General features: G+C 63.4%; 14 protein-coding genes and 1 pseudogene. 7 read left to right on the top strand and 8 right to left on the bottom strand.

Annotation, left to right across the window (positions count from 1 at the left end):
* Window positions 1-521: 521 nt before the first annotated feature.
* Window positions 522-1,505 carry a LysR family transcriptional regulator gene (locus AC0L30_RS27010; RefSeq protein WP_473367219.1) on the top strand — a complete coding sequence of 328 codons (984 nt, stop codon included), beginning with the start codon at window positions 522-524 and terminating at the stop codon, window positions 1,503-1,505.
* On the opposite strand, the pseudogene AC0L30_RS27005 reads toward AC0L30_RS27010, so the two are convergent.
* Window positions 1,498-1,929 (bottom strand): annotated as a pseudogene (locus AC0L30_RS27005) (3-carboxy-cis,cis-muconate cycloisomerase); the annotation flags it as partial. The gene AC0L30_RS27010 and the pseudogene AC0L30_RS27005 overlap by 8 nt on opposite strands.
* Before the next feature lie 189 nt (window positions 1,930-2,118).
* Here AC0L30_RS27005 and AC0L30_RS27000 point away from each other — a divergent pair.
* The 4 genes from AC0L30_RS27000 (at window position 2,119) to AC0L30_RS26985 (ending at window position 4,981) form a co-directional block, all read left to right on the top strand.
* On the top strand, window positions 2,119-3,768 hold the full coding sequence (locus tag AC0L30_RS27000) for an amidohydrolase (RefSeq protein ID WP_473405619.1): 1,650 nt from the start codon (window positions 2,119-2,121) through the stop codon (window positions 3,766-3,768).
* A 100-nt stretch (window positions 3,769-3,868) separates the two neighbouring features.
* A complete protein-coding gene (locus AC0L30_RS26995) occupies window positions 3,869-4,102 on the top strand; it encodes a hypothetical protein (protein WP_473405618.1) in 234 nt (77 codons plus the stop codon).
* Between the two features lie 107 nt (window positions 4,103-4,209).
* A complete protein-coding gene (locus AC0L30_RS26990) occupies window positions 4,210-4,338 on the top strand; it encodes a hypothetical protein (RefSeq protein WP_473405617.1) in 129 nt (42 codons plus the stop codon).
* 409 nt (window positions 4,339-4,747) lie between these two features.
* Window positions 4,748-4,981 (top strand): hypothetical protein, encoded by a 234-nt coding sequence (locus AC0L30_RS26985; protein ID WP_007600644.1) that lies wholly within the window; start codon window positions 4,748-4,750, stop codon window positions 4,979-4,981.
* 470 nt (window positions 4,982-5,451) lie between these two features.
* Here AC0L30_RS26985 and AC0L30_RS26980 read toward each other — a convergent pair whose 3' ends face one another.
* The 5 genes from AC0L30_RS26980 to AC0L30_RS26960 form a co-directional block, all read right to left on the bottom strand.
* A complete protein-coding gene (locus AC0L30_RS26980) occupies window positions 5,452-5,742 on the bottom strand; it encodes a hypothetical protein (RefSeq protein ID WP_007600642.1) in 291 nt (96 codons plus the stop codon).
* Window positions 5,743-5,896: 154 nt separating this feature from the next.
* Window positions 5,897-6,388, bottom strand: a complete 492-nt coding sequence (locus AC0L30_RS26975) for an Hsp20/alpha crystallin family protein (protein ID WP_007600641.1) — start codon at window positions 6,386-6,388, stop codon at window positions 5,897-5,899.
* 167 nt (window positions 6,389-6,555) lie between these two features.
* Window positions 6,556-7,428: an RNA polymerase sigma factor RpoH gene (gene rpoH / locus AC0L30_RS26970; RefSeq protein WP_473405616.1), complete on the bottom strand. Its 873-nt coding sequence runs from the start codon at window positions 7,426-7,428 to the stop codon at window positions 6,556-6,558.
* Window positions 7,429-7,453: 25 nt separating this feature from the next.
* On the bottom strand, window positions 7,454-7,636 hold the full coding sequence (locus tag AC0L30_RS26965; RefSeq protein WP_354201052.1) for a hypothetical protein: 183 nt from the start codon (window positions 7,634-7,636) through the stop codon (window positions 7,454-7,456).
* A 121-nt stretch (window positions 7,637-7,757) separates the two neighbouring features.
* Window positions 7,758-8,309 carry a TetR/AcrR family transcriptional regulator gene (locus tag AC0L30_RS26960; protein WP_219685313.1) on the bottom strand — a complete coding sequence of 184 codons (552 nt, stop codon included), beginning with the start codon at window positions 8,307-8,309 and terminating at the stop codon, window positions 7,758-7,760.
* Between the two features lie 115 nt (window positions 8,310-8,424).
* Between AC0L30_RS26960 and AC0L30_RS26955 the strand changes: the two genes are divergently transcribed.
* Together AC0L30_RS26955 and AC0L30_RS26950 are read left to right on the top strand one after the other, a co-directional pair.
* On the top strand, window positions 8,425-9,282 hold the full coding sequence (locus AC0L30_RS26955; protein ID WP_354128866.1) for an oxidoreductase: 858 nt from the start codon (window positions 8,425-8,427) through the stop codon (window positions 9,280-9,282).
* Window positions 9,283-9,329: 47 nt separating this feature from the next.
* The gene (locus tag AC0L30_RS26950) at window positions 9,330-10,331 is read left to right on the top strand and encodes an NADP-dependent oxidoreductase (RefSeq protein WP_473405615.1); all 1,002 of its coding nucleotides are present in this window, start codon (window positions 9,330-9,332) and stop codon (window positions 10,329-10,331) included.
* A gap of 28 nt (window positions 10,332-10,359) precedes the next feature.
* Here the strand turns inward: AC0L30_RS26950 and AC0L30_RS26945 are convergent, their stop codons facing one another.
* Together AC0L30_RS26945 and AC0L30_RS26940 are read right to left on the bottom strand one after the other, a co-directional pair.
* A complete protein-coding gene (locus AC0L30_RS26945; RefSeq protein WP_473405614.1) occupies window positions 10,360-11,157 on the bottom strand; it encodes an adenylate/guanylate cyclase domain-containing protein in 798 nt (265 codons plus the stop codon).
* Window positions 11,158-11,290: 133 nt separating this feature from the next.
* The gene (locus AC0L30_RS26940) at window positions 11,291-12,475 is read right to left on the bottom strand and encodes an adenylate/guanylate cyclase domain-containing protein (RefSeq protein ID WP_007600633.1); all 1,185 of its coding nucleotides are present in this window, start codon (window positions 12,473-12,475) and stop codon (window positions 11,291-11,293) included.
* Window positions 12,476-12,586 lie beyond the last annotated feature (111 nt).

Here is a 12,586-nt window from a genome sequence, read left to right as displayed (position 1 = left end):
CCGTTTGCCAGTATTGCGATATTGAGCAGAGTGACGAACAGCGGAAGTGAAAGTACTTCAGGGTGAAAATGCGCCTCATTCAGTTGGACGAAACCCAGCCGATACCCTGCTGATTCAGGCAAAAGCAGCCAAAAAGCCCGGTCAGTGCGTTTGTTCGGTCCCGGGGCGTCAAAACGACACCGGTGCCATTCCGAAATCTGCCGGCGGTTTCGGTCTCCCCCTGCAGGTCGCGGCGGCACCTTTCCTGTGCCCCGTTAGGTCTTCCCGAGCCAAGAGATGAAATGCGCTTACATGTTACCGGCAAGCGCATCGCGGCCACCTCTTCGCAACATAGAAGCCCTCAGGACCCCGCTCAATGACACTTGGAAACCTTTACATTCCGGTCTAGCAAGGATGGTTACGCTCGCCGTCACGGGCGAACGAATATCGAACCAACTATTTCGGTTCGGAAATGGCCGATTTTCGATGAAAGCATCTTCAGGGCCCGCGGTGCCGTCCGCTGCCCTTGGCACGGTTCGGACATGATGGGTTCCTTCAATACACTGGACTTGAATCTGCTTCGCGTCTTCGACGCCGTGATGGAGGAACGTAGCGTTCTGCGGGCCAGTCAGAAGGTCTGCCTTAGCCAGTCCGCCGTGAGCCATTCGCTCGCGCGCCTGCGAGAAATGTTGGACGATGAGCTGTTCGTCCGCACGGCGACAGGCATGCAACCAACCGCCAGGGCGGTGGCTATGGCGCCGCTGGTCCGGGAAGCGCTGAAATCCCTCGAACAGGCGATCGAGCTACCCAAGTTCGACCCGGAGACATCGACCAAGAAATTGACGATCGCAGCAAACGACTTCACCACGATGGTTGTCGCTCCCCGCCTTCTCCACATCTTGAGAACCGAAGCGCCACACGTCGATATCGTGATCAAGCCGGTCACACGGATCGATCTCGCGGAGCAGATTGATCTCGGCAGGATTGACGCTGCTGTCGGTACCTTCTCCGCCGTCCCCTCGCGGTTCAAGTCGGGTTTCCTGTTCGAATACGACGACGTCCTTGTCACGCATTCATCGCAGCACCTCGGCCAGCTCACCACCGAGACACTTTCCGAGCTGCCCATCGTTGTCGTCTCGTTTGGAGGCGAACCGGAGGGAGCCATTGACGGATTTATCTCGGAACGCGGCCTGGCGCGTAGATCCGAAATGTACGACCGAGCCTCGTTCGAACGGGCGATGACCGCGTCAGAACGGGTGCCGAGGATTGCCGTCTCCCTCCCCCACTTTCTCGCACTCCCGGCTTTTCTGGATGGTTCGGGGCTTTCCGCCATCGTCCCGCGGCCTCTGGCCAACTCCTTTGCCCTTACCAACCCGATCTCAATTCACGAGCTTCCATATCCGACGACACGCCTCGAAGTCCGGACACTCTGGCACGAGCGCCATGAAGGCGACGCATCGCAAGAGTGGCTGCATGAAGTCATGAGACGGGCAACGGAACACCTCCGCGCCGTCGCCGTTACGTGATGCAGCGGCCTTCGAGGGACGCGAGCAAGCGGTCGATCATGGCCTGAGAGACTCCTTGATAGGTGCCAGGCTCGAAAAGCTCCGCGATCCGGTCCGGATCGAGCTGTGCAGTCACTTTCGGATCGCTCGCCAGCACGCTGCGCAAATGAAGCTTTGCGGCGGCCGCGTTTTTGCGAGCGCGATGTCGACTACGGCGGCAATCGCCCCCGACGTGACGGCGAGAAGCGGCGGCAGGGTTGGCCATTCCGCGTGCCAGGCTCCGGCGCTCCGTTCGTGCTCCTGGACTTGAGCGGCGAAAATCGTCGCAGCCAGGTTCGGAGCCATCGTGGCCGCCGCCAGTGCGCTCGCGGCCGCCACGGGATTGCGTTTATGCGGCATCGTCGGAAGAGCCGCCCCGCCCCTGGCCTGACGGCTCAAAGGACTCCGGGCGAAGGCGGGGCTGTAAAATCAATCGCTTGAGCCGTCACCGAATTTTCCGGTGGACCGGCTCATTTTGTTGGTGCCAGACATAGCCAGGATCGCGACACTCCCTGTTGCGACACGCGATGTCCGCGAGCGCATCCAGCGGCGGATGTATAGCGCCGCTTCGGCCTCTCTCATGTCGGGACTGATGATGCGAAAGCTTCTGGCGATTTTGGTGATCTCGTGCTGGGCCGGTTTGGCTTACGCACAAAAGGCCGACCTCATTGTCACGAACGCGAAGCTCGTGACGCTGGATCCCGCATCGACGATCGCGCAGGCTCTCGCAGTCCGCGACGGCAGGATCGTCGCAATTGGCGGCGACGACGCCATGGAAGGCCTGATCGGGCCCGCGACGCGCCGTGTCGACGCAGGTGGACGCACCATCATTCCGGGATTGATCGATTCCCATATTCACGCCGTGCGCGCCGGGCTCACCTACGCAACCGAGGTCAACTGGATCGGCGCAAAGACTATCCCTGAGGCCATGGAGCGCTTGCGCCAGGCGGCAAAGGCGCGGCCGGCGTCCTGGATTATCGTGGCCGGTGGCTGGAGCGAGTTGCAATTTGCGGAGAAGCGGCGGCCAACGCTCGCCGAGGTGATGTCGGCCGTTCCCGACAATCCGGCTTACATCCAGCTGTTCTATTCGGCGGTGCTGATGACGCCAAAAGCGCGACAAGCGCTCGGGATGTCCGCGGATCAGCTGCCGGCCGGTATCACGTCTGAGCGCGCCGCATCGGGCGACACCACGGGCTGGCTCAACGGCTCCATTGTCAGCATCTCCGCGCTGTTCGATCGGCTGCCGAGGCCGAATTTCGAAGAGAATGTCGCCGGGACCCGGCAGTTCTTCACGGAGCTCAATCGTCTTGGCGTGACCGGGGTCGTGGATCCCGGCGGCTTCAGCATTTATCCCAGCCATTACGCCGCCTTGCAAAAGCTCTGGCGCGAGAAATCACTTTCGGTGCGGGTCGCCTACAGCCTGTTCGCCCAGAATGTCGGCGCGGAATTCGAGGAGTACAAGTCTCTCACGCCGTTCCTGCCGATGGGATTCGGCGACGACATGCTGCGGTTCAACGGACTAGGCGAGCGGATCACCGGCGCCATGTACAACAACAATGCGCCCGACGCGGCGGCCAAGGACAAGTTCCGCGAGATCATTCGCTGGGCGGCCAAGCAAGGGCTGACAGTCACCATCCACTGGCAGGAAGACAAATCCGTCCATCACCTCCTGGATCTCTATGACGAGGTCAACAAGGAGACGCCGCTCGCGCCGTTGCGCTGGTCCATCGCCCATCTCGACAACACCTCGCCAGAGACGCTGGCGCGCATGAAGGCCCTCGGTATCGGCTGGACCATGCAGGACGCGATGTATCTCGGAGGCGACCGTATCGTGGCGCAGGTCGGCGAAGCCGCGCGCAGCATGCCACCCCTCGTCACGGCGTTGCGCATGGGGGTCCATGTCGGGGCCGGCACGGATGCGCATCGGGTCGCATCCTACAATCCGTTCGTGGCGCTGCAATGGATGCTCGACGGCAAGACCGTCGGCGGACTGTCGACGCGCGGCCCGGACGAAACACCCAGCCGCGAAGATGCCTTGCGCCTCTACACGGTGGGAAGCGCGTGGTTCTGCTTCGACGAGACGCGGCGCGGCACGTTAGAGACCGGCAAGCTCGCCGACTTCGCGATTCTCGATCGGGATTTCATGTCCGTCCCCGTCGAGCAAATTGGCGCCACGGCGTCTCTGCTGACGGTCGTGGGCGGCAAGGTCGTCTACGCAGCGGATGCTTTCGCGAGCGCGAAATAGGAGCTGGAGACCTGGTGTGCGGCGCAGCCTGAACCGGGTGAGAGCAACTAAATCGCCGATCCGGCATTATCCCCGCGAGCCGTTTCGCGGAGGTCTCACGATGGAAGACCAGAATCGGATGACCCTGGTTTTGAGTGCTATCGCCCTCGCCGTTGCCGTCGTGGTTGCATCTGCGATCACGATGGAGCGCGTCAACATGCCTGCGGTCAGCAACGACGCAGCTCCCGGAACGGTCGGACTCGCCAGGCCGCACCCGCCGCTGGACCGTGCGGCCGGTGAGCCGATCCAGACGGTCGGCGGCCCCTCCGGCGCGAATATGCGCGGCCGTCCCTGATCGAACGCCGGGATTACGGCACGGCACTCTTCATGATTTCTGCCGCTTTCGCGGGTTCAATATCCTATACAAGGCGCCCGTCCCCCCTCGCGCGGCAGGAGCCATCCATGACCAGTGAAAAAGGCCCGAACATCAAGAAGAAGCAGAAATGCAAGAACTGCGAGGGCAAAGGCCTGCTCAAGAAGGGCGAGAAGGTGGTGAAGTGCCAGCGCTGCAAAGGCACGGGCGTGCGGTGATGTTGGGCTGCCAGCCTCTCCGATGCCGAGGTGGAGGCAGTCAAATTGCACAAACCTTCAGTCCAGCGCGAACACCAACCTGATGTTCGCCCCGATCAGCCGCCTCGCTCCAACCTCGATTGGCACTTCCTGCGGCAAGGCGCGTTGCGGTCTTTTCAGGGAGGTGCAGATGACCAAGACCGACGCGCAAGGCGTAAGGACCGGGACATCAGGTTTGTAGGAACGACTTTGTAGGAACGACTTGGGCCCGTTGCGTATTGGGCCGCGCCGGGTCCTTGCGATTTCCGGCAATGGCGGCCTCGGCTCGAAGCCCCGCCCCCGGGCCACAGGCCGGGGCCGCCTGACGGGGATCGGCCCGTCATCTCAGCCCGTCATTTCAGGGCCGTCTTGGAGGACTGCGCGAGAGACCATGGAGGCGCCCACACCAGGGATGCAAAACCCGCTTCGACAGGCGCGGCTCTACGGCTACCTGATCGAACGCGAGGGCGCGCTGTTTCATCCCGGCGGCAGCCACCCGCTGTGCAGCGCAGGCATGACGCGACGCATGATCGAGGCGGGCTGGCTGATGAAAGCCGACGATCGCTACGAGCTGACGCCGCAAGCGCAGGAACGGATCGCCCCGGGCGCGATGAGTTCGGGATGACTTCATCGTCGCTGGTGCCGGATTTGCGCTGCCCCGCAGGAACAGGTGCGTCCCCAAATCTTTGCCTCGGCACGGCATGTGACCGTCAAGCATAGGAGCGGACATGAAAAAGCTGGTTCTCGCAGGGCTCGTTGCGGCTCTCGCATTTCCCCCTTCCGCATTCGCGCAAGGCGGCACGGGTGCGTCCAGGACCGGGTCGAGCATCGACTCCTCTGGCACCGGCGGCGCGACGGGAGCGGGAGCCTCCAGCCTCAACACGTCATCGGACAACAATGGCGGCGGCGCGAACGCACCGGCCAAATCGTCGACGACGCGGCCAGGCGATAACGACACAAGGCAAACGCAAGGAGGCCAGCAGGCCATGCCAGGTTCCGGCTCCACCGGAGCGAACCGCAAATAGGCGCGCCACGAACGATTGACCGATTGCGCTCACGCAGGAAGGCCCGGATGATGGTCCGGGCCTTGTCTTGTCACCACCAGGGATCCCAGTAGGGCGGAGGAGCGTAGGCGTAAGGCACATAGTAGGCCCGCCGCACGACGCGCGGTCCATAGTAGCCGTAGGGCGGGCCATAGTAGCGCGGGCCATAATAGGCATCGGCCGCGAGCCCCGCCGCAAGCGCACCGGCAACAAGACCGAAGCCGATACCCGGGCCTCCCCAATGGCCGTGCCAGCCGCCGCGCCAAGCATGGGCTTCCGCCGGCGAAGCCGCCGCCACGAACAGGGCCGAGATCATCGTCAGGACTAAAGCAAGTTTCTTCATGTGCGACTCCCAGAACTTGGAAACCGACCGCAAAACGCCAGACCGGAATTGAAGTTTCCGGGCGTTCCGGAAAATTTTGCAGCGAGCCGACGGACGCGAATGCGGCCGCCGGCAGGACGCGGGCGAGAGAGACGACTCCCGCCCGCTTCATGCTTTACTTGCCGTTGATCGCGATCCGCTTCACCTTCTGTTGTGCCGCCGGTGACTTCGGCAGGGTGACGGTAAGAACGCCGTTGTTGAAGGAAGCCGCGACCTTGTCCTGGTCGACGTCATCGACCGGAATGCGCCGCTCGAAACGGCCATAGTAACGCTCGCTGAAGAGACGCTCCTTGTCTTCCGTTTCGCTCTTCTTCTCGCCGCTGATCGTCAGCACCCCGTTTGCAAGCTCGACGTTGACGTCCTTCTGTTCGAGACCGGGAAGCTCGGCGACAACCTTGACCTCCTTGTCGCTCTCGTCGAGTTCGACGTTCGGCCAGCCCATTGCGGTCGAGGAACCGAACGGGCCGAGATCAAAGCTGCGGAAAGCGTCGTCGAACAGCCGGTTCATCTCGCGGTGAAGCGCAAGCAGCGGATTGCCGGCTTCGCCGCGCTGAGCGGCCATGTTGCGTGAGCCGTTGTTCCACGGAATGAGATCACGTAGTGCCATTGTCGTTTCTCCTTATCTCCTGTCTTGGTTGTCGATTGGCGCAGCTCAGCGCGCGGCGAGGGCCACGCACGCGCTGCAAAACCCGGACGATCAACTCGTCAGGCATCTGCTTGTGCTCGATGTTTCGGTCGGGGCTGCCAAAAGAATTAGGAGACGGCGATTTGGTTTCAAGAGCCGGCTGCCAAGCGCCCCCCGATGGCAGCCCGAACCTTTTCGAACGCGCGCATTTCGATCTGCCGCACCCGCTCGCGTGAAACGCCATACCGTGCCGCGAGCTGCTCAAGTCTCAGCGGCGGCTCGGAGAGCCAGCGCGCCTCGAGAATGTCGCGCTCGCGCGGCTTGAGGACGTTCAGCGCGCCGGCGAGGGCTTCACGCCTCCGTCTGGTTTCTTCCTGCTCGGCGTATTCGGCTTCAGGACTGGACGCGGGATCGACGAGCCGGTCCTGGACTTCGCCGCCGTCGGCGTCGCGCACCAAAACGTTGAGCGACAGGTCGCCGCCGAGGCGCCGGTTCATCTCGATCACGTCGTTCTCCTGCACGCCGAGCCGCCGCGCGATCTGGCTGGCGTGCTCGGGGCGGAGATCACCATCCTCCAGGGCGGAGATTTCCGCCTTGGTCCTGCGAAGCTTGAAGAACAGCTTCTTCTGCGCCCCGCTGTTGGCGATCTTGACCAGCGACCAGGACCGCAGGATGTATTCCTGGATCGACGCCTTGATCCACCACATCGCGTAGGTCGCAAGCCGAAAGCCGCGCTCCGGCTCGAAGCGCTTGACGGCGTGCATCAGGCCGACGTTTCCTTCGGAAATGATGTCCGCAACCGGCAGGCCGTAGCCGCGATATCCCATCGCAATCCTGGCAACGAGCCGCAGATGGCTAGTGACGAGATGATAGGCTGCCTCGCGGTCGCCGTGCTCGCGCCATCGCTTGGCATAGGCGATTTCCTGGTCGGGCCGCAGCATCGGAAACTTGCGAATTTCCGCCAGGTAATGTGTCAATCCGCCCTCAGGCGACAGCATCGGAACAGTTGCAGTGCTTCCCATTGCCCACCTCTTCGAGTTTGTCTGCTTACGCTCCAAAATCGACATGACAAAAAATGGTTTCGGCCGACGATGTTACGACCGGTGGGGCCGGCGCGTGAGTTTGCGGCGGCTCCGGTCGCGTCACGAGATAGAGCTCGCCCGCCACCAATAGGAGGGCAGCGACGGCCAGGGCCAACATGCCGAGCACCAGATCGCTGTCATCATCCATGCGCGTTCGAAACGTGTGTCGATGTCGAAGATCGGCAGCCATTGCCATTGGCTATCCGCGACATCGAACGTCGACACCGGAATTTTGTTCCGGACTTTCGGCGTCCCGCCGAGACGCGGTCTCACCCTCCCAGCGAATTCCTCGTCGCGCGAAGAATATCGTCCGACAGCTTGGGATCGTCCACGGCGCGGGCGAGCACGAGGGCGCCGACCATGGATGCGGCTGCGGCGAGCGCCTTGTCCTCGCGCTGGCGTGGCTTCAGCGTGGAAGCCATCCGGCTGCTCAGCAGGGCGATCGTGCCGCGCACGCCGGCGGTGAAGCGCTGCCTCAGGCCGCCGCCTTGACGTGACACCTCACAGGCGAGCGCAGCAAAGGGGCAGCCGGCGGCGGGATCGTCGCGATGCCCCGGCGAGAGATATTCCGAAAGATAGTCCTCGAGCGCGAAGGCCTCGGGCAATTCCTGGCCTTTGGCCTTGATCGCATGGGCCACGGCTTCCTCGACCAGCCGCTCCTTGGAGCCGAACTGGCTGTACAGGCTGCCGTGCGTCATCCCGGCCGCCTCGGCGAGCGCGTCGACACCGACGCCGGCGATGCCGCGCTCCCGCAGCAGGCGCGAGGCGGTCTCGAGAATATGCTCGCGATTTTTGGCAGCCTGTTCCTTTGAGACGCGCATGGGACCGATCCTCGGATACGGGGCTTGACTTTTATAATTACGATCGTCATGTATATCAATAGTTACGATCGTAATCAAACGATTTCAGGCCCGGTAGTGGCGTCGGAGAGGCATTATGAACAGGATTACACCGAAGATCGCGCTGGTGACCGGCGCCTCCTCAGGCATCGGCCAGGCCACGGCGGAGCGGCTCGCGAACGCCGGCTATAAGGTGTTCGGCACCAGCAGGCGGGGCGCACAGTCTGGCAAGCAGGCCTTCGAGATGCTGGCCCTCGACGTCACCAGCGATGCGTCGGTGGAAGCCGCCGTCGGCGAGTTGATCCGGCGCGAGGGCCGCATCGACCTGCTGGTGAACAACGCCGGCTTCGGCGTTGCCCCCGCCGGCGCGGAAGAGAGCTCGATGGAGCAGGCGCGCGCGATTTTCGAGACGAACTTCTTCGGCCTGATCCGGATGACGCGCGCCGTCGTGCCGCACATGCGCCGCCAGGGTAATGGCCGCATCATCAATATCGGCTCGGTGCTCGGCTTTCTGCCGATGCCTTATGGCGCGCTCTACGCCGCGACCAAGCACGCGGTGGCAGGCTATTCGGAATCGCTCGACCATGAACTGCGCACGCGGGGCATCCGGGTCTCCGTGGTCGAGCCCGCCTACACCAAGACGCCGTTCGACGCGAACTTCATGGAGCCCGACGCCACGCTCGAGGAATATCGCGAGGCGCGCGCCGGCGTGACCAAGCGGGTGAACGAGGTGATGGCGACGGCCGAACAGCCCGGCGTCGTGGCCGAGACCGTGCTGAAGGCGGCAAGCGCGGCGCGCCCGCAACTCAAATACGCGGCCGGCAGCCTTGCGAAGCGCCTGCGGTTTCTGCGGCGGTTTGCGCCTGCAGCCCTGGTGGATGCCGGGCTTCGAAAAGATTTGCGGCTCGATGCGACTGCGGCGCCGCAGCCCGCCCGCACCGCGCGGGCTTTCTGAGGGCCGCAAGCTTGCCGTTGCGAAGAACCTCCGGACCGAGAGAAAAAATGAAAGCCCTCATCTTCAAGCGCTACGGCAAGCCGGACCAGATCGCGTTCGTCGAGATCCCGCGGCCTACGCCCAAACCGAACGAAATCCTGGTCCAGGTTCACGCTGCGGGCTTGAACCCGATCGACAACATGATTCCGAAAGGGACGTTCAAGCCGATCCTCAAGTTTCAGCTGCCGGCCACGCTGGGCAGCGATCTTGCGGGCGTCGTCGTCGAGGTCGGAAGCCGCGTGACCCGCTTCAAGCCCGGCGATGCCGTCTTTGCCAGCATCTTCGATCTCGGCACCGGCGCTCTCGCCGAATTCGCGATCGTGCCGGAGGATGCCGCCGCGCTCAAACCTGCGAATCTGGACTTCGTGCAGGCGGCCTCGATCCCGATGGTCGGCCTGACATCGTGGCAGGCGCTTAGGGAGCGCGTTCTTCTGAAGCCCGGCCAGAAGGTGTTCATTCCCGCGGGCGCCGGCGGGATCGGCACGTTTGCGATCCAGCTCGCGAAATATCTCGGAGCGAAAGTGGGGACGACGACCAGCACTGGAAATATCGATCTGGTGCGCAGCCTCGGGGCTGACGAGGTGGTCGACTACAAGACGCAGCAATTCGAAGCGGTGCTGCGGGACTACGACGCGGTGCTGGGTACACTCAGGGGCGACGCAGTCGAGACATCGCTTCGGATCCTGAAGCGGGGGAGCAGGATTGCTTCGCTGGTCGGGCCGCCGGACGCCGCGTTCGCGCGCGCCCGCGGGATGAACTTCGTCATGGTGCTGCTGTTCGGATTGCTGAGCCGCAAGATCATCCGCCAAGCCGGCAAAATCGGCGCGGACTATTCGTTCGTGTTCGTGCACCCGGACGGCCTCCAACTCGCCGAAATCGGCGAGCTGCTCAAGTCCGAGCGCATCCGGCCGGTGATCGACAAGGTCTTTCCGTTCGAGCAGGCGAAAGAGGCACTGGCCTATCTCGAAGAGGGACGGGCCAAGGGGAAAATCGTCGTCCAGATGAGATGAGGGCGTGGATGCGGCCCGCCCAATCGCCTCAGCCCTCCACCCGCCACAGCCGCCATCGCTCCGGCACGCCCTTGAGCTGGTGCATGCCGTGATCCCTGAAACGGATCCCGGACTGCGGCGCCAGTAGCTCCTTGACCGCGCTGGAGACCAAGACTTCACCGGCGCGCGCCTTTGCGGCGACGCGGGTGCCGATGTGGAAGGCGAGGCCGACCGCCTCGGTGCCGCTCACGGTGTATTCGCCGGCATGCAGGCCGACCCTGATCTCGAGGCCGAGCGTACGCACGGCCTTCTGAATCGCGGTCGCGCAATTGATTCCGGCAGCCGGCGTCTTGAACGTCGCCAGCACGCCGTCGCCCGTCGTCGTGACTTCCTTGCCGCGCGAGCTCTTCAGCTCCTTGCGGACCGCCGCGTAATAATGGCCCATGATCTTGGTCCAGCGGACATCGCCGAGCTTTGCGGCTTTTGCGGTGGAGCCGACGATATCGACGATCAGGATCGTGGCGAGGGCCCGCTTGAGCTCGATGCTGCCTGCGGCCGGTCGGCGCCGGAGCACGATCGCGCCGGCCAGCGGTTCATAGCGATGGTTGCGGCGCCGCGCGATCGCGGCCTTGGCGTAATCCTGGGCCCGCTGCGCGCTGCCGCAGCGAATTGTCTTCTGCTGCGGCAGACGCGTCCAGTAGACCTTTCGTCCGTCACCGGCGCCCTGGACTTCCACGGCGCCCCATTTCAGGAGGATCGCGGTGCCAACGCGCCGGACACACCACGCCTTCGACGTGTAGCCCCATACATTCGACTGATGGATTCCGATGCGGAGGAATTTTGGCATGAACGTGCGGCCGATCGATGACACGCTTGGACGAAACGCTTGGGCGGCGTCGCAGCGAGCGTAGTCACACAATCCCGGGTTGGCAACAGGACTCGAAGCTCGCCCGCTGCTGGGCCGGGGGCCGCCGTCATCTTCAAAACGCAAAAAGCTCGATCGGATCGCTGAAGCCGCGCACCTCATATTTGCCGACATGCTCCAGCTCGAACTCTCGCTCGACCAGCTCGGCGAAATCGCGTGACAGCAGCACTTTCTTTCCCAATTGCTTGGTCAAAGCTTCGAGTCGCGAGGCCATGTTGACGGCGGGACCGATCACGGTGAAGTCGAGCCGGGTGGACGATCCGATATTGCCGTACATGACGTCGCCGACATGGACGCCGATGCCGTAGTTCAGCGGCGCTCGGCCGGTGCCGTCGTTGCGCGCGTTCAACGCGATCATCGCCTGACGGGCTTCGGTCACGGCATGCAGCAGGTTTGCGCAGGCCTTGGGCTCGCTCAGCGGAAAGATGGCGAGCAGGCCGTCACCGATGAATTTCAGGATCTCGCCGCCATGCCGCGCGATCGGCTCCGACATCGCGTCGAAATAATCGTTGAGCAGATCGATGACGTCGTCGCGCGGCCAGTTGTCGGAAATCTTGGTGAAGTCGCGCAGATCGCAAATCATGATCGCGGCGCGCACCGTCGTGCCGGTGCCGCGCCGCGTGGCGCCGGCCAGGATGAGCTCGCCGGCATGTGAGCCGACATAGGTCTCGAGCAGCGTTCGCGCCAGCCGGTTCTTGATGCGAATCTCGCTGACCAGCGCCAGCACCGGCAATAGGTTCTTGAGGGCGGCGACGTGCGCGTCGTCGAAGCCGCCGGGCCGGTTGGTCGCGAAGGTGACGAGATGGCGCTTGCCGAGCGTATGATAGAGCGGCCAGGCCACATAGTCGGTGAGGCCCTGCGCGCGCATCTCGCGGTAGAGCGCGTGCTTGCGGCCGAGCGCTGGGTCCTGCTCGAGATTTTCGCGCAACTCGGTCGCGCCGTCGAACATTTCGTTGGCGGGACTGCCGATGAACTCGGACCGCTCGCGGACGTCATGGTCGACCCGTGCAATCTCCGCCTCGCGCATGCCGTCGGACCACATGAAGCGGGCGCCCAGCCATTGCGGATGGTGGATCAGCACGTGAAGCGTCGACCGCGCCAGCGGAATGCCGGCCTGCTGAAGCCGGATGCACATCTCGGCAAAGATATTGTCGATGAAGCGCTGGTCGCGCGTGCCGTTGATCAGCCAATCGACGACGCCGTCGGACAGCGTGGCGGATTTCTTCTCTGGCGCGGTCATATCTGCCCGTTCATATCCTGGCCGTCCACATCGTGTTTTGGGCGGCGGTCTGCATCAAGGCAGATATCGTGCTCCGGCGCGACGGCGTCAACCTAGCCAGTTGCATGGATT

It is taken from the genome of Bradyrhizobium sp. MI1.11, from assembly GCF_055811255.1.
The sequence above is the reverse complement of the archived record's forward strand: the minus strand, read 5'-3'. Positions and strand labels throughout refer to the sequence as shown.